The 15,912-nt window shown below is 47.2% G+C and carries 18 protein-coding genes and 1 other RNA gene; 3 read left to right on the top strand and 16 right to left on the bottom strand.

All coding sequences use genetic code 11. From position 1 onward, the window contains the following. Positions 1-96: 96 nt before the first annotated feature. From ssrA to LHUE1_RS10420, 3 genes are all read left to right on the top strand, one after another. Positions 97-460: a transfer-messenger RNA gene (ssrA, locus tag LHUE1_RS10430) on the top strand. Between the two features lie 681 nt (positions 461-1,141). After that, positions 1,142-1,450 carry a hypothetical protein gene (locus tag LHUE1_RS10425; protein WP_049169966.1) on the top strand — a complete coding sequence of 103 codons (309 nt, stop codon included), beginning with the start codon at positions 1,142-1,144 and terminating at the stop codon, positions 1,448-1,450. A 13-nt stretch (positions 1,451-1,463) separates the two neighbouring features. Next, positions 1,464-1,589 (top strand): hypothetical protein, encoded by a 126-nt coding sequence (locus LHUE1_RS10420; protein WP_263853161.1) that lies wholly within the window; start codon positions 1,464-1,466, stop codon positions 1,587-1,589. Between the two features lie 120 nt (positions 1,590-1,709). Here LHUE1_RS10420 and LHUE1_RS10415 read toward each other — a convergent pair whose 3' ends face one another. The 16 genes from LHUE1_RS10415 to LHUE1_RS10345 form a co-directional block, all read right to left on the bottom strand. Then, positions 1,710-4,004: an alpha-galactosidase gene (locus LHUE1_RS10415; protein ID WP_049169964.1), complete on the bottom strand. Its 2,295-nt coding sequence runs from the start codon at positions 4,002-4,004 to the stop codon at positions 1,710-1,712. Positions 4,005-4,240: 236 nt separating this feature from the next. Further along, entirely contained in the window at positions 4,241-5,113 is an 873-nt protein-coding gene (locus LHUE1_RS10410) for a lysophospholipid acyltransferase family protein (RefSeq protein WP_049169962.1), read from the bottom strand. Further along, positions 5,110-6,066 (bottom strand): glycosyltransferase family 8 protein, encoded by a 957-nt coding sequence (locus tag LHUE1_RS10405; RefSeq protein WP_217774583.1) that lies wholly within the window; start codon positions 6,064-6,066, stop codon positions 5,110-5,112. Before LHUE1_RS10405 ends, LHUE1_RS10410 begins: the two co-directional genes overlap by 4 nt. Next, a complete protein-coding gene (locus LHUE1_RS10400) occupies positions 6,067-6,906 on the bottom strand; it encodes a glycosyltransferase (protein ID WP_080978111.1) in 840 nt (279 codons plus the stop codon). Continuing rightward, positions 6,903-7,667, bottom strand: a complete 765-nt coding sequence (locus tag LHUE1_RS10395; protein ID WP_049169957.1) for a 1-acyl-sn-glycerol-3-phosphate acyltransferase — start codon at positions 7,665-7,667, stop codon at positions 6,903-6,905. The genes LHUE1_RS10400 and LHUE1_RS10395 overlap by 4 nt, the downstream gene beginning before the upstream one ends. A gap of 291 nt (positions 7,668-7,958) precedes the next feature. Next, positions 7,959-9,320: an amino acid permease gene (locus tag LHUE1_RS10390; RefSeq protein WP_025013835.1), complete on the bottom strand. Its 1,362-nt coding sequence runs from the start codon at positions 9,318-9,320 to the stop codon at positions 7,959-7,961. A gap of 286 nt (positions 9,321-9,606) precedes the next feature. Next, positions 9,607-10,065 (bottom strand): hypothetical protein, encoded by a 459-nt coding sequence (locus LHUE1_RS10385; protein ID WP_049169955.1) that lies wholly within the window; start codon positions 10,063-10,065, stop codon positions 9,607-9,609. A gap of 219 nt (positions 10,066-10,284) precedes the next feature. After that, positions 10,285-11,298: a class I SAM-dependent methyltransferase gene (locus tag LHUE1_RS10380; protein ID WP_049169954.1), complete on the bottom strand. Its 1,014-nt coding sequence runs from the start codon at positions 11,296-11,298 to the stop codon at positions 10,285-10,287. 105 nt (positions 11,299-11,403) lie between these two features. Continuing rightward, a complete protein-coding gene (locus LHUE1_RS10375) occupies positions 11,404-11,718 on the bottom strand; it encodes a hypothetical protein (protein WP_049169952.1) in 315 nt (104 codons plus the stop codon). Further along, on the bottom strand, positions 11,715-12,185 hold the full coding sequence (locus LHUE1_RS10370; RefSeq protein WP_049169951.1) for a ComGF family competence protein: 471 nt from the start codon (positions 12,183-12,185) through the stop codon (positions 11,715-11,717). The genes LHUE1_RS10375 and LHUE1_RS10370 overlap by 4 nt, the downstream gene beginning before the upstream one ends. Next, on the bottom strand, positions 12,145-12,387 hold the full coding sequence (locus LHUE1_RS14335) for a hypothetical protein (RefSeq protein WP_368659753.1): 243 nt from the start codon (positions 12,385-12,387) through the stop codon (positions 12,145-12,147). The genes LHUE1_RS10370 and LHUE1_RS14335 overlap by 41 nt, the downstream gene beginning before the upstream one ends. A 38-nt stretch (positions 12,388-12,425) precedes the next feature. Then, positions 12,426-12,827, bottom strand: a complete 402-nt coding sequence (locus tag LHUE1_RS10365; protein WP_241484811.1) for a type II secretion system protein — start codon at positions 12,825-12,827, stop codon at positions 12,426-12,428. Between the two features lie 20 nt (positions 12,828-12,847). Continuing rightward, on the bottom strand, positions 12,848-13,168 hold the full coding sequence (locus LHUE1_RS10360) for a type II secretion system protein (RefSeq protein WP_049169949.1): 321 nt from the start codon (positions 13,166-13,168) through the stop codon (positions 12,848-12,850). Positions 13,169-13,170: 2 nt separating this feature from the next. Continuing rightward, positions 13,171-14,127: a type II secretion system F family protein gene (locus LHUE1_RS10355; protein ID WP_277848326.1), complete on the bottom strand. Its 957-nt coding sequence runs from the start codon at positions 14,125-14,127 to the stop codon at positions 13,171-13,173. Further along, positions 14,124-14,993, bottom strand: a complete 870-nt coding sequence (locus tag LHUE1_RS10350) for an ATPase, T2SS/T4P/T4SS family (protein ID WP_049169946.1) — start codon at positions 14,991-14,993, stop codon at positions 14,124-14,126. The genes LHUE1_RS10355 and LHUE1_RS10350 overlap by 4 nt, the downstream gene beginning before the upstream one ends. A gap of 127 nt (positions 14,994-15,120) precedes the next feature. Then, positions 15,121-15,852 carry a YebC/PmpR family DNA-binding transcriptional regulator gene (locus LHUE1_RS10345; protein WP_049169945.1) on the bottom strand — a complete coding sequence of 244 codons (732 nt, stop codon included), beginning with the start codon at positions 15,850-15,852 and terminating at the stop codon, positions 15,121-15,123. Positions 15,853-15,912 lie beyond the last annotated feature (60 nt).

The raw sequence follows: 15,912 nt of genomic DNA, 5'->3' as shown, positions 1-15,912 counted from the left end.
TTAGCTTAAAACCTAAGTTTGCGTCAGTATAGTACCAAGTGCAAACATTTTGACAAGTTTAATTATACCGTGGTAAGATATCATTTGCACCTTGTCGGGGGTGTAATGGTCTCGACATTGCTTTTCGCGCATGCGGTGCACCTCGGAGGCTCGGCTCCGTCATCAACGGAACAGTTAATATAACTGCAAAGAACGAAAATTCTTACGCTTTAGCTGCTTAATAACCAGCTAGCGTGATCCTTCCGACTTCGCTCAAGGGTCGGGTCTGGGTCTCAAATCATTGAGCTACGGTTGATGCTGCCACCTGAGGCATCAACAAGAGACTAGTAGGTTAGCCGCCTTGTGTTAGCCTCGCTGACTGGCGCGACATCGCGGCGAATTTTAAATTAATCAGCTATGGGTGTAGAGCTGCATGTAGCAGGGGTGATGGACAGGAGTTCGATTCTCCTCACCTCCATTATTAAGCTTTCCGATACTTTCCGTTAGTCCCGAAATGCTGTTAAATCAGCGTTTTGGGGCTTTTTGTTTTTGGGTGTTTGGAGTTGTTTTAAAAAATGTGTCCGTCTGGTGTCTGTTTTGCAGTCTTGAAACACCTTTAATAGCACAATGTTTTGAAGGATAACAAAAACTGTTAACAACAAAATTGTTACAGAAAAAAGCCAAGTGATGAAGAAAGACGCTATCAGTCAGGAACGGCTGCTAACATCATTCTAATCGCGACCGGCATCGCCGCATTCATCAAATGGCTTCTAAAGTGGTAAAAGTAACAGGGTAAAGGCCGAGGCCCTTACTTCTTGTACGTTTATTCTAACATGGAGGTAATAGTATGTCATTTGAAACGAGAAAATACCGGCGCGTGTGGCTGATCACGCTGACAATCGCAGCAGTAGTTTGGGCAATCAACTATTTAGTGGGAGCGATCGGATGAGTCGACTAGATGCGTATCTAAAACAAAACGACGTCACACGTTATCGTGTTTCTAAAGTGTCCGGTCTGACAGCATCCTCGAGCTAAAAATCACCTCAGATTAGCCGTGTTTTGGTAAAATAATAAAGCCAATTCAAAAGAGTTATAACTCGTCCACATTAACGCGTTCGTAGTCGCAGAAACCGGGCTGGCGAACGCTCAGGAGGGAACAACCATGAATCACGAAGTTACGACCTTAATCAGCATTCTCGAATCCGCCGGTTTTTCGCATGACGAGCTTGCCGGTACAATTGCTGAACTGAATGATGCCGTTAACAACGGTCAGGCAACGTCCATTCAGCTCGTGAGTCCAGGTGCCGCTGCACGTTACATCAAACGAATTAACGACGAAACTATTTTTCAAGCCCGATTCCGTCACAGCGACGAACCGGATTTGCTTAACAATGAATCAAATGACGAACGGATTGAAAACCCTAATCAGGATTCCTGCATTGTCATTAGCTACGACCCTACCCAGCACTAGAAAGGAAGGATCCATGAAGAAGATCGAGCATCGACCGATTGCGATTGTCACGATCATCGCCGGCAGTCTCGGCGTTGTTGCCAGTGGCATGAGCCTTGTCTCCGGCATCCTGCTGTTGACCAAGCGTCGCCAATCGTAAATCAAACGGAAAAGAAAAACAAAACACCTGCCGTTGCGGCTTGTCCCCTAAATTCTTAGAGAACACGTCACGACAGCAGGCGTTTTTTAATGTTCAACTGCCTTCATAGGCCAAAATTATTCAGGCGTGACTGACTTTTTCCTTGCCTTCTTCTTCACGCCGGCGATTAATAGCCTTTATATCGGTGACCCCGTCAAACGTCAACAAGGCAGACTGGTAGTCACCAATGAGTTGGGCTTGCTCGCGGTTGGCACCATTAAACTGAATCGGTAAGCGGACGCCAACTCGCTGAAGCACGTCGCCGGAAATCGGTCCGGTGTGACCATTCACCCAGTAACGTCGATTCGGCTGGGCTAACGGTATTTTCATATATTGCACTGTCCGACTGTCGGCATCGGCAAGGACGCGAAAGAAGCCTAAGACCAGTCGCTTGCGGGCGTGATCACTTAGCAACCATGCCACCTGATTCTGACCATTGGATTGACGCGGCAACAATAAGCTGAAGTCGCCATTTAGAACAAGCGGCTGCAGATCATGATAGTAAGAAATCTGGTCCTTGATTGTTGCCAATTCTTTTGGTGACAGCTTGGTTAAGTCGAGTTCATAGCCTAAAATGCCAAACGCTGCAACGCGAAAACGAGTTGCCAATGGCGTTGTCCGTCCGACCTGTTCATTCGGCACGGCCGTAACATGATTGCTCATGCAACTTAATGGATAGGCAAGCGCTGTTCCTGACTGAATGGCCAGCCGTTCAATAGCATCGGAATCGTCACTGGTCCAGATTTGCGGGCTATAAAAGAGAATGCCCAAGTCAAACCGTCCGCCGCCACCAGCACAACCTTCAATCAATAACTGCGGAAATGCCGTCAACAGTTTCTGATACAGTGTATAGACACCTTGAACATAGCGGTGGAAAAACTCGCCCTGCGGATGACCGATTTTAGCCAAATAAGGTGAATATGCCTCGGTGATACTCCGGTTCAAATCCCACTTAACGTAATCCAGATGCGTTTCGATGATGACTTTTTGCATCTGATCGAAAATATTGTTCACGACCGCCGGATTGCTGAAGTCGAGCACATACTGATTGCGGGTGATCGAGAAGCGTCCGCGTTTTGGCCGGACTACCCAATTCGGATGCTTCTGGAAGAACTGCGACCGCGGTGACACCATTTCCGGTTCAAACCACAGACCGAATTGCAACCCGAGGTTATGAATCTCCTGGGCAAAGTGGCCAAGCCCGTCCGGAAACTTGTGCTTGTTGGTAAACCAATCCCCAAGCGAGCTCAGATCGTTATCACGCGTCCCAAACCAGCCGTCATCAAGGACAAAACAGTCCACCCCGACTTGGCGCCCGAGTTTGGCTAAGCGCAACAGCTTTTGTTCATTTAAGTCAAAATAAGTTGCTTCCCAGCTGTTTAATACCACCGGACGCGTTTTTTGGCGCCATTGCGGATCAATAATATGCCGCGCTACAAACCGCTGATTGACCTGTGCCAGCCCGGCAAGCCCGCCGGAACTGAAGCTGAAAACTGCTTCAGGCGTGGTAAAACTGGTCTTCGGATCCAAACGCCAACTAAAGGATGCCGGATGAATACCGATTAGTAGCCGCGTCTGATCCCATTCGTTGACCTCGATGCTATCCAAGAAATTGCTGGAATAAATCAAGTTGGCGCCATAAGTGTCACCACTGGTAAACGAACGATTGACAGCATGTAAGGCCACAAAGGGATTCTGTTCATGACTGGAGGCCCCGCGCAACGACTCGACCGAAAACGTACCTTGCGTCAGTGGCTGAGTTTGAATATGTCGCTCTTTTGCCCAATTACCAGATAAGTGCACAACATCAAATCGACCCTGCGGCAGATTCAAGACCCCACTCAACATCCGCTGAATCATCACCGGTTCAGAGCCTTGGTTGGTCAAAGTCGCAGCTCGAACCACCGTCGCACTGTCGGAAAAAATGGTATATTGCAACGTCAGTAACAATTGTGCCGTTTCGTCTTCCAGATGAATCGTCAAAACATCCGTCAAAGCCGGGTTACCAAAACTGGTCGGATGATGAAGATCACGCATTTTCGTGTGACTGATATGATAGTCTTTGAACACAAAATTCGGATACACCGGTGCATCGTCCTGCGTCACACTTAAACTACCTTGCCTAAAATCACCGGTACCATAAACCGGATATTCCTGCTGGGCATCGCCTAAAGCAAAAGGCTGGTCACTAGAAAAATTAGCCATCCAAGCATACGGACTGGAACCTTGTGACAAATAATCCAAGTCTGTGTTGGTTAGTGAAAGTCGCGGTCCAAAATAAAGGTGCCCAAGCTGCCCATTTGGCAACAGCGAACATAGATAACTGATTTTCTGATTATACAAATGAAAGGCATGATCGTGAATAACGTCGATCAATTGAGATCCCCCTTTGATTTTGTTCATTACCTTCGTTATAGCATAGAATTTGCGCAGATGTTGTTTTCTGAAAAAGCAATTATGAATTTTCTCAATGAGCACCAGGCACTTGCCTGCGAATACTTTTCGCTTAAATGGCAAAATGTTCCCCAATCGCAGAAATGAAGTCAGTTCGCATCCATACACAAAAGCCGGAAACTGTTTTCATAATTTTGAAAACGGCTCCCGGCTTCTTCTTATTTTTGCGGATCCCAGCCTGCAATGTCTTGTGATGAAAAGGCATACGTCAATTTCCGATGATAAGCAGCTTCATAGGCACGACACTTTTGCTGGTAATCGCGTTGCATCATTTGAAAACTGTTGTCGCGAACCGATAATTTGGGATCGGGATAAATGGGATCAAGGACGTGGAGAATGTAGCGAACTTCCCGCAGTTGTTGATTCTCTCTGGCCGGCAGATCGCGAATTTCCGTGAAACAGGAAATGATCGGCACATTGCCAGATGCCGCGTAAAAATAAGCGCCGCGCTTTGGTGGCCGCGGCTTGCGGTAATTAAACCACATCTCCTGTTCTGGATAAATCAGAACCCAATGATGCCCGTTAAACGCCGCCGTCAGCATTTGCATAAACGGGCCGTTCAGAAAACTGGGTCGCCCGGATAACGGAATCGTGTCATCGTAGTTCATGACAAATCCCAACAACCCCTTCATGGCCAAGTTCGTATCCTGACTCACGATATACATCCGATGACGACCTGCCAAACGGACCGCTTTACGTACCGCCATATTTTCAAAAGGACTGAAGTGGTTGCTGGTAATGACTCCGCCGCTTTTAATGGATCGAATCTTGTCAATGCCAACAACGTCGACGTCCTTTGTCACCCGCAGCGCGTAAGCATTCACCATGAGGCGGCAAATCAATGTTTTGAGCCGAAACGACCAGGCCTGTCGCTGATGCAGGTAGCGGTTGATGATCGCCGTTTCCTCAGCTTCGGAAAAAGTCGGATCATGCTGCTCGACTTTGACGTTGAACGTTTTGGCAGTAACCGCTCGGCGAATGTTCTCAATCACCGCCGCCCGATCCGGTCCGACAAACTTTCCCGATTTCATAGCGCCACCTGTTCACCATGTTTGACGGCATTCAAGATGGTGTTATTTGTATGACATGCCTGGACTGCGGTCTTCAACATGCCGGCCATACTGTCGCGATCGGCTTGTTGATCAGCTGGCGTAAACGCCGCTAACTGCTGCTTCAAATCGTTTTCAAACCCCGAAGCCGGCGCGTAATGCCAGAATCGGTCGCCTAGCTTGGCATTTTGATAGTGCCACGGCTTACCAAAAAGATTATAGTGAATCAGCTTGCCACCGGGTTCTGCAGCGGTCGGCACGCCGGTTTGCATGTTCCAGATTTTCGGTAAGTACTTGATCCGATGTTGCGCAATGACATTAATGTAATCCTGATCAGCCGCAATCATCGTGAAATGGTACGTTTTCAACAAATGCAGGAACCGACTTGAAAAGTGTTCCTTCCGCAACTGAGCCAGATTCATCAATAACACACCCGAATTAATATACTCGCCTGGTTGAACGCCAAAATCACGTTGGATGTATTCAATCGTCTCCGGATAAGTCATCATCACCGGATCAGCCACGCCAGCAAATAAATGATCGCCCATGTTCGTTGCAAACAAGGTGGTTAAATCCCCATCTGCTACCGTATCCGCATCGATATAGATGGCTTTATCATATTGGGGAAACATGTCGGCAATAAACAGCCGAAAATAAATTGTCAGCGTCACATAATCACCGCGTAACTTATTTGTATCGCCACTAATTTGTTTTGTCACCGCATCCATCGCAATGAACCGGATCTTAAAGTGCGGTGCTGCCAATGCCGCCAGTCGCTTTTGGTTCTCCGCCAATAAGCCGCTGTTAAGAATATTGATCTCAAAATCAACTTGGGGATTTTTATTGGCCCGAATCGAGGTTAGCGCAACGGCCAGACATGGGACGTACCCATCATCTACCGAAAAGAAAATTGGAACCGTGGTCGTATTGGTCATTTAAGACACTTCTTTCAATTTAGGGGCTAGATGCCGATAATCTTTTAACAAATCATCATATTCATGTAAGCCTAACTGCTGATGCACCGCCTGAATCTGCCAAGGCTTGACGGTCACAATCCGAAAATATGGCCAGAAACGGAAAAAAGTCGTGAAATGTTGAAAGACGGTATCCGGTTTAAGCTGATGTTGTTCGTTATATTTTTGCGGCAAGATTCGTTTGAATTTAGCCTTTATGTTCAAAGCACTTTGATCCGGCATGAACAGCCAGCGATGCCGAACCAGCCGCCGACACCGAACCAACAAACCATCTTCCCGAATATGGGCAAGATTCATCAACAGCACGCCGGAATTAAGATAATCGAACCAGGCAAGCCGATGATGAAACCACCATTTGCCATAATGATCTAAGACACCGGCAATATCAACGCCTGTCATGGATTGATTGTAGAAGGCATCAAACGGGCGGCGGCAAACCACATCCGTATCCAGGTACAACACGCGATCGGGCAACTCCGGCACTAAATCGGCATACAGCCGAAGCATACAGTAAGGCGTGAACATCGTGCCCATGTTAGCAAGCGGTGGATTAGCCAAGAACTGCTCCGTGATGTCAATCCGCGTCAGTTGATGTTCCGGATTCTGTGCCTGCATCAGCTTCGCCATCCGCTCAGCTGTCTCAGCAGCGAACGGTTGGTAATGATGGCCCTTGACAGTTAACGTCGCCGTCAAAATAAAAATATGTAACGGGTGGCGCGTCTGCCTCATTAGCGACAATGTGGCAATCAAAACGCCGTCTGTCATGCTCGCGTCACCGCAAAACAAAATATTGGTGGTCACGGCCGCGCCCTCCCTTCCTGTTGGTATCGAATATACTCGGTATTGCTTAAAGTGGCACGGTTCGTCATGACTTTTTTTACCTGCTGGGCTAACTTTTGTTGCCGCAACTTGATTGGGAGTTGACGATCAGGCCAAAATGGACCGTCGACATACAAAATCCGCCGCGGTTTGCGCCGCCAATGGCGTTTTTGATACGTCATAGTGGTCACAAAAACCGGCGCATCGAGTTCAACAGGATAATGAAACGCACCGGTCTCAAACGGGCGGATGCCGGTATAATACGGCCAGACATGGGCTTCAGGATAAATCATGACAACATGCTTAGCCTGAATAAGCTGGCGAATTTCGGCATTGAAATCTCGCAACTGATGTAAACGCCGCGGAACCAGGACACCCCCGCCATAAGGTACCAGACGGCCAAGAACCGGAACGCTCAAATTAGCAGCAGACGCCAGTGTAAATACTCGACGTGACTGGTTTACCCGCATTGGTGTGAAAACATCCCCAAACGGCTGGGTATGATTCCCATAGACAAAATAACCGCGACCGGCTGCCTGACGAAAAGCCTGCCGATTGCGGACATGCAGCTTTATGCGACAGTAGCCTTGGGCAAACAGCCATGATCCGCCATAAACAAGATCCGCTTTCAGTCGAAACCCACGCGTAGGCTGCCACCGATAATCAGCAGGAATGGCGGAATTTTGATTAGGCGCTGCAACAACGTCATCGGTCAACCGCCGATAAGTCAAAACTTTAGCCATCAAGATCTCCTCTCTCCCCGTGAGTGAACGTGTTATGGCGCCCGAACGTAAACCACTCCGCTCTCAAGCCAAGAACGGTACCATCACCATTAATAACAAAAATAACGCCACCAAAACAATTTGCGACCCACTAACAGCATAACGCGTCAGCAAAGTTAGTCAATCCTAAATTTAAAAATGGCAAGTGGTCACTCAATCTATACACATCATTAAAAAGGCTTTATCCGGCAAGCGTCAAAGAGAAGTTAAGTGATCGCTCAAATTATCGTCAATGTTCAACAACCCGATTTTTTACGCTTTTGCAGCTCGCCGTAACCGCCGTAATATAAAGAGCGTGGCAATCCAAACAACCGCAAAAATCAGTGCCGAAAGCATTGCCCGATCGAACAGCATGATAATAGCGGTCAGGAGGAGAAACCCTAAAACAAGGTAATCCGAAACTGGATAGAACGGCATCCGAAAGCCTTCCTTATGTGGATATAACTTTTTATATCGCAAGTGCGCCAACATGATCATGGCCCAGACAAACAGAAAGCTGATCGTGGCCATACTTGAAACCAACGTGAAAACCGCGCCTGGAAGGAAAAGATTCAAAACGACCGCCACGGCAATCACGGCCGTCGAGATCAAAATCGCACGAGCCGGCACCTGCCGCCGTGACAATTTGGCCGCCCACTGCGCTGATTGACTTTTACCGGTGACCGTCAATGAGAAAAGTAGCCGACCAGTACTGAAAATAGACGAATTACATGCCGAAGCTGCAGCAGTTAACACAACAAAATTGATGATATCAGCGGCAAATGGAATACCCACGTTATTGAAAACTTCAACAAAGGGACTGTTAACCGGCGAAACATGCCGCCACGGATAAATACACATGATGACAAATAGCGCGCCTACATAAAACAACAGAATCCGCATCGGAATTTCGTTAATGGCCTCGGGAATCACTTTATGCGGATCCTTTGTCTCACTTGCCGTCAACCCGACCATTTCGATTCCGACAAAACTAAACACAACCATTTGCAGTGACATTAAAAAGCCACCAAATCCTTTGGGGAAAAGGCCCCCATCATTGACAAGATTGGCCAGACTCGCATGGCCGAGCGGCGTTTTGAAACGAACAATCATCATGAAAATGCCCAGGACAATCAGCCCAATAATCGCGACAATTTTGATCAACGCAAACCAAAACTCCGCTTCACCGAAAAGCCCGACGCTAACCAAATTCAGTAACAGCAAGACAGCTAATGCAATTAAGCCCGGCAACCACTGCGGAACGTCAGGCAACCAAAACTTAATGTATAAGCCGATGGCAGTCACTTCGGCCATTGCCAGCGCGACCCAGCAAATCCAGTAAGTCCAGCCTGTGACCCAGCCGGCATCTTTACCCAAATACTTGGTAATAAAGTCAATAAATGTGTGCGAATCCACATCAGACATCAATAACTCGCCCAATGCCCGCATCAACAAGAAACAAATGCCACCAGTTATTAAATAAGCAAACAAAATCGAAGGACCGGCCGAGTGAATAGATTGACCGGAACCCAGAAACAAACCAGTTCCAATGGTGCCCCCAATCGCAATCAGTTGAACATGGCGACTTTTCAAATTCCGCGCGAGTTCAGGTTGATCATCTTTTTCGGCTTGCATGCGCTTCCTCCTTAAATATAAATGACCCGGGTAAACTAAGAAGACAGTAAAAGCCCGACTTCTTAGCCAAATGTTTTCGATTCGACAAATTTAAAAGTTTGGATGTTAAATTCGAATATGACAATATGACCGCTGTTATGCCATAGTACACGACAACAAATACTGACAGGTGCTTTCAACCAGTTCATCACAGCAATATCGTGTCATTATCAGGAATGGTACATATCGTTTAACGAATGTCCGTATTAGAAAAATTATACACCATTTTCAGAAAACCCCAAACCAATCAGTGATCGACAATCTTGATTTGCTCGGGCGCCATTTTATCTGCCAGGAAGCTTTGAAGGGTTTGCGGCGCTTGGCGGAAGTGTAATCTTAAGACAGTCACCTGCCCCATCTGCGCTAATAAAAGTGTCCCGGTGCCTTGCGCCTGCAAAACGAGTCCACTCAGATTTTGGTACATTCGAATACTGCCCAAACCGCCAATAATAGCAGGATCCGCCAAGCCTTTTTGCCAGCTTGCAAAACAAAGAAACATAACCACAATAAACCCGCCACTGACCAAATCGTCAAAATGGCGACTTTGCTGCAGCGTTAGGACCAGGCTAAAAGCGGCAATCGCCAGATAAAGAATAATTCGCCAGACTTTTGGCGTTGCGCGGATCCGCACATGTACAATATCAAAAATGGTGACGCCGACCGAAACAATAGCAATTAAAACATACGCAATACTTAATAACGACATAAACATCCTCCTGTTGGTGATAACTTATTCTAACCGATTGCGCGCTAAAAAGCAGGGAGTGCGTTTATGCGGGCAGCAAAGAAAACCAAACAGGCACTGGAGACTTAGCAACACGTCTCCAGTGCCTGTTTAGTTTAATGAAATATGACGGTGTTTCTGTGTGGATGTGCTCCACTGAAGCAAAAACCGCTGACGCTAGCGCTTCTAATGCAACGTTATTTACAACACAATATTGGCTGCCGCCCAATCTTTGACCTTAGCAATGAAGGCCGCAAATGCGTCACGATCATTGAGGTCCGGAAATTGCCCAAGCAAGACCTGCTTAGCACGTTTGACGTCTGGACTTGGCTTTTGCAAAATCAACAGGCTCTTTTCCGCATTCTTATCAGCAAAAAAGTCATCCGGCAAGTTTAACAAGCCCTGAAAATACATGGCCTTTGCCAGCCATTTGGTTAAGCCTTCTGCCTCTTTAGAGCGAAACACCTGACTAGGCACATAAAACATGCCTAATCCGCCCGGCTTCAGGACGTTCATGCTTTGTTCAATTAACAAGTGGTGCGCATAAGAATGGCCTTTCTTGGTGACAGTCGCAAACTTTTTAGCGCGTTCATCAACCGGGTAATAGCCCACTGGCAAATCTGAAACCACCACGTCAGCATCTTTAAACAAAAGATTGTCCAAAGCATCTTGATGAAATAAATCAACGTCTAAGTGTTGAAGACTGCTACTCATTCCTGCTACTGCCAGCAACGCCTCATCATTATCAACGCCAAAGCCTTTGACTTCGACATTCCAAGCCTTGTGAAGCTGATTCATGACCGCAAACAACAAATTTCCGGTGCCAACAGCCAAATCAGCAACCCGCAGTTGATCGGGATGTTGTTGAATAAAGATAGTGACCATAAACGTTGCCAGACTAGCCATCGCATCCGGCGTTATTTGCTTGTTCGGCTCAATCCCATCGACTTTGATGGCCTTCACCAAAACCAACTGTAACGCCTGACGAATTTCTTCCGGCTCGTAGGTAGCCAGCTTAATTTGATCAAACAGCGCAGTTAGCTTCTTTTTTGCCTCATCATTAGGCAAACCATCTTCCTGCATCACCTCACCTGAGTCAAGATCCTCTCCGGCCTCGGTAATCGCCGCAATAAAGGATGTTTTCAACTGCTGATTCAAGATTGTCGTGCTGTCATCTAAAACATGGTAAAGCTTTTCAAGATGTTCGTTTGCCAAACCAGTGCCTCCTCATTACTCTGTCAGCCAAGACGTGTACCTATACGAAATCTTCCAAGACTCTTAGACGCCGCCTTGTCTTTTAGTGTACTGATTGATAAAAGCTTATTCAAGCATCTCTGCCTTGGAAGCCTTGATTTCTGAAGGTTGTGACGCTTCGTTTGTTGATGTATTTGGTTCGGTGGTGTCACTCCATGGCACAGTTTGAGTGGCCAGTGCTTCTTCCGCCGCCTGACTCGTGACTTCGCCTTGTTGCCTCCAACGAGAATACGCCGCTTCAAATTGAGCTTTTTCGACTTTTGCGATTACTTGATACCGCTGCTGCCATAGTTTGAACTGTTCGAACAAGCCAACAGTCAGGGTTAGAAAAACAGCAAATAAAATCAACGTGTTGACAAACACACTTCCACGTAGCTTCATGGCTCCAAAAACACCCCACCTTCAAATGGTTGAGCTGACTTTAATCGTAAGGTATACAAGAAGCCCTGTGGAGCAGCTTGAAACTTTGCTGACTTAACTTGCATAAATAAAGGTACGTGCCCATCATCATTCGTCCTAGATCGAATAATGCCTTCTTTACCACGTTTGGCATAAAACTCATATGCATATATCTTGGTTTCGGCACCATCCTGTCCTTGCAGGCGCACGCGATTATCCTTCAGCTCGAGTTGTTTCATTTTATGAGCGTACACATCTGCTTGTAAATCTTGCTCTGCTTGTAAAGCTTGAATTAAATATTGGTCTTGTTGGGTAAAACGTTGAATCCCAGTTAAAAGCGGTCGCCAAAGCAACAGAACTACCATCATCAATCCCAGTCCGATGACAACCTCGACCAAACTAAAAGCTTCAAGGGGTAAATGAGAAAGTCTTCCCTTTCTTGTTGTCATGAACGCGGACCCCCTTCTCGCGCAACTCCACCTGCCACACATCAGGCCCTACTTTGACCTCGGTTCTTCCACCTGGTGATGGTAATCGAACCAACGCAATTCGTGCTGCATAATAAGCCGTCGTTTCCTGGCGGGCTGGAATCACAACCCGCTGATATGTTCGAATTAAAAGCGTTAGCCAGCTTGCTGCAATTAAAACCACCCCCAAAGCAGCCAAGTGTTCAACTAGCAAAACACCGCTCAGTTTTTGACGAATACGCCTCGCCCCCATCCTAGTTGAAAACTCACTCTCCAAAATCGTTTTTCAGCGTATTTAAAATTTAGCGAACCAGCTTGAGTGATTTTCCCCCTTGGGTTACAAGAAATTGTTGACGAACCGTCATATGTCAAAGAAGAAGGAAATTTTAATACTCGAAATTTACCGTCAATCGTTGCAAACTCCACCTGTCTTTTTGAACCTTTTACGTACATATCGCCGTTTTTGTGATCGCTCCTTGCCTTCATCTTCAACATTTCCCACTCTTCGATGAGCGTCTCCATAAACTCTCGCTCCTGCCGATGCGTCAGGACCCCTCGTCCAACCGGCACCGCTACCAAAGCTAATGCCGTCAAAATAAACATCACCGCAACGATCTCGATCATGGTAAATCCACTTAACCGTTTCATTTAGCGAATTTTGGCGGCGAACCGGATGTTAGTTTATAGCCGCCTTTTTTAAGCGCATCGGCCTGACTTTGCGAAATCACGTCTTTTTTGACCAATTGATCAGCAGAGCTAAAATCAACGCCCCCTTGATCAGGCTCGTTGTAAGTCATTTCCAACTGCGTATTGACGGTCGCAACCGTGGCTTTCAGATTTTGCGTATCAACGCGTTTCATCTGTCCTTGAATCGTCAAGACCAGTGCCAACGTTAACAAAATAATCACACCTAAAGCTGCTACGACTTCGATGAGCGTGAATGCCCGTAACTTTTTCCGTCGCATGTTCAAACACCTCCTAAGGATTGATAGAGTGGTAATAAGATCTGCAAATAAACCAGTAAAATCTCGCCGCCGATTAACAAAAACAAAAGCGGTTGGATCAAATTAACTAATTTCTCCAATTGGCGCTGCAAATTAAAAAATAGTTGCTCTCCGAATAGCTTGAGGCCTTCCGCCACCAGATGTCGTGACTGTCCCATCGTTAATAAACGCGCGACTTCATCTGGGACAAAAGGTTCCTGGAGCGCCTCAGTCAATTCCTGTCCACGTTGAACTTTCGCCTGAATCCGACTGCCTAAATTCCCCAGTGGCCCTTCTAGCGTCGCTAAATGCCGACAAAAATCAGAAATATCAGCTCCTGCCAACAAAAATTGAGCCGCTCCGGAAGTAAATTGAAACTGATAATACATCCGCAGAACCTGCCGCATTCCCGGCACTTTTTGTAGAACCAAGAGACGCTTAAGCGGGGTTAAACGGCGCCAAACCAAATAAATCAGCACGCAAAGCCCGATCAGAACAGCGAGACCACCTAACTGAACCAATACCAATTCCGATCTCGGCAAAGACAAGGCCGGTAGCACGCCAAACACCACCACAACCTGTAAGACCATCAACATGGCCAATAACAGACACGGATAAACAAGCAGTTGGGTCATTTTCTGCCGATTGCGCACGCGTAAGCCAAGATAGTCGCCTGCTACTGTTAGCGCCTTAGCCAAATCACCGTGAATCTGTGCCAACTGTAACTGTTGAAAAAGTATCGGTGCCAGCTCTTGGTGCGCGACCGCTTCTGAAAAGGCAATTCCGTTAGCCAGTTCCGCTTCAATCCGTTCCCAAACAATCCGGTATTTTGGCGAACTGACGCGCAGGTAAGCAAAAACATCTGGCAAACTAAACCCAGCTGTGATTAACGCAGCACTCTGGCGACAAAAACGCTCTTGGGCAATTAACGGCACCTTCATGAAACCACCTCTTGTGCTTGGCTTTGCGACGAGCGTTCAAAAACAACCAGTTCTGCCACCGGGTGAATCACCGGACGATAGCGCAACGTAATTGCCGCACTGGCAGTCAACGCGGCAGCAACCAATTCTTCAGATAGGCCGAAACTCGTCAAACGCAATGGCGTGTCCCCAGCCGAGCGTGCATGAACCGTTGCCAACACAATATGACCGCTAATGGCTGCTTCACAGGCACTTTGTGCGGTTTGCCGATCACGAATTTCTCCGATCAATAAGACATCGGGTCGATGCCGCAAGGCCGCCTTTAGCAACTGCGGGTAGCTCATCTCTGCTTCCGGATTCACCTGAAGCTGAAGAAATTGAGGTTGATTGATTTCAACGGGATCTTCTATCGACAACACCATTCGCGACTCCGCCAACCGCGTAGCTAATTGATAAAGTAGCGTTGTTTTACCTGATCCGGTTGGCCCGGCCAGCGTCAACATCCCGCGTCGCTGCAACAAAATGCTCATCAACCGATCCAAGAGTTGTCGGGCGCCGTCCGCATCTGGAATGCCGCTGATTAACCGCACGACCAACGATTCACGGCCGCGATAGTCCGCTACCGAACTCAGTCGCAGAAAGACAGACGGCGCTTCTTGATAGAACGCACCCAATTGAACGCGCCGATGTTCTGCCACGTTCATCCCCGCCATGAACTTCAGATAATTAATCTCCTGTTGCCCTAAACGCGCCTCCCGTTTTGCCAGGGTCATCAGTCCTGTAGGTAGTCGAAGTCGAACAAGATACCCCTGTGCACTCGGCAAATAATAGATATCACTGGCGCCTTTTGCTAACGCACTCGTCAACAATTCATTCACTGATTGCATGCCTTTCCCCCCCTACACTAAAAGAGTTCGCAATTCACGGGGGAACTCCCTTTGCTGCCGCTTTTTGGGCAAAATAAAAAAGACAACGCATCTGCATTGCCTTTTCAAACATGTTCTAATAAATCATTTAGTCGTCTGGCCAGTCGCCGGCTGTGTAGACTTCCTGAACATCGTCATCGTCTTCCAGTTGGTCAATCATCGCCTGGAACTGTTCAACTTTGTCCTTAGGAATCGGTGTCAGGTTTTGCGGCACCATGGTTAATTCATTTTGCACGAATTTATAACCCTTTTCTTCTAACGCATCACGAACCTGCGCGAATTCTTTAGGGTCGGTATAAATTTCAAAGGCTTCATCCGACGTCTGCATATCTTCGGCACCGGCTTCAAGCGCATCTTCCAGCATCTGGTCTTCGTCAACGTCAAAATCTTCGCGGGAAATAACCAGATAGCCCTTGCGATCGAACATATAGGAAACCGCACCAGCTGCCGCCATATTGCCGCCGTGACGGGTAATTGCAACCCGCACGGAACTGGAAGTCCGATTACGGTTATCGGTTAAAGCTTCGACCAGAATCGCAACGCCACCCGGACCATAGCCTTCATAAGTCACTTCATCATAATTAGCTGCATCGCGATCGCTCGCTTTATCTAACGCCCGTTTGATGTTGTCTTTAGGCATGTTGGCAGCTTTGGCTTTGTCCATGACCAAACGGAGGGATGGGTTACCACTGGGGTCAGGACCACCTTGCTTTGCTGCCATGTATAATTCACGTGATAATTTCTGGAAAATCTTACCACGCTTAGCATCCTGAGCGTTCTTACGGCCTTGGATGTTATGCCATTTGGAATGTCCTGACATGATAAACCCTCTTTTCATAAGTATAGATGCATACGAATCGTTAAAATTATAGCAAAGAAT

It is taken from the genome of Lacticaseibacillus huelsenbergensis (genome assembly GCF_029726355.1).
In the GTDB taxonomy this organism is placed as follows: Bacteria; Bacillota; Bacilli; order Lactobacillales; family Lactobacillaceae; genus Lacticaseibacillus; species Lacticaseibacillus casei.
Note: the sequence above shows the minus strand (reverse complement) of the source record. Positions and strands in the feature narration are given on the sequence as shown.

Bases quoted from the DNA above. Each gene is read 5' to 3' on its own strand.
- LHUE1_RS10425 (WP_049169966.1), top strand. From the start codon at position 1,142: ATGAATCACGAAGTTACGACCTTAATCAGCATTCTCGAATCCGCCGGT.
- LHUE1_RS10420 (WP_263853161.1), top strand. From the start codon at position 1,464: ATGAAGAAGATCGAGCATCGACCGATTGCGATTGTCACGATCATCGCC.
- LHUE1_RS10410 (WP_049169962.1), bottom strand. From the start codon at position 5,113: ATGAAATCGGGAAAGTTTGTCGGACCGGATCGGGCGGCGGTGATTGAG.
- LHUE1_RS10405 (WP_217774583.1), bottom strand. From the start codon at position 6,066: ATGACCAATACGACCACGGTTCCAATTTTCTTTTCGGTAGATGATGGG.
- LHUE1_RS10395 (WP_049169957.1), bottom strand. From the start codon at position 7,667: ATGGCTAAAGTTTTGACTTATCGGCGGTTGACCGATGACGTTGTTGCA.
- LHUE1_RS10390 (WP_025013835.1), bottom strand. From the start codon at position 9,320: ATGCAAGCCGAAAAAGATGATCAACCTGAACTCGCGCGGAATTTGAAA.
- LHUE1_RS10385 (WP_049169955.1), bottom strand. From the start codon at position 10,065: ATGTCGTTATTAAGTATTGCGTATGTTTTAATTGCTATTGTTTCGGTC.
- LHUE1_RS10375 (WP_049169952.1), bottom strand. From the start codon at position 11,718: ATGAAGCTACGTGGAAGTGTGTTTGTCAACACGTTGATTTTATTTGCT.
- LHUE1_RS10370 (WP_049169951.1), bottom strand. From the start codon at position 12,185: ATGACAACAAGAAAGGGAAGACTTTCTCATTTACCCCTTGAAGCTTTT.
- LHUE1_RS10365 (WP_241484811.1), bottom strand. From the start codon at position 12,827: ATGATCGAGATCGTTGCGGTGATGTTTATTTTGACGGCATTAGCTTTG.
- LHUE1_RS10360 (WP_049169949.1), bottom strand. From the start codon at position 13,168: ATGCGACGGAAAAAGTTACGGGCATTCACGCTCATCGAAGTCGTAGCA.
- LHUE1_RS10355 (WP_277848326.1), bottom strand. From the start codon at position 14,127: ATGAAGGTGCCGTTAATTGCCCAAGAGCGTTTTTGTCGCCAGAGTGCT.
- LHUE1_RS10350 (WP_049169946.1), bottom strand. From the start codon at position 14,993: ATGCAATCAGTGAATGAATTGTTGACGAGTGCGTTAGCAAAAGGCGCC.
- LHUE1_RS10345 (WP_049169945.1), bottom strand. From the start codon at position 15,852: ATGTCAGGACATTCCAAATGGCATAACATCCAAGGCCGTAAGAACGCT.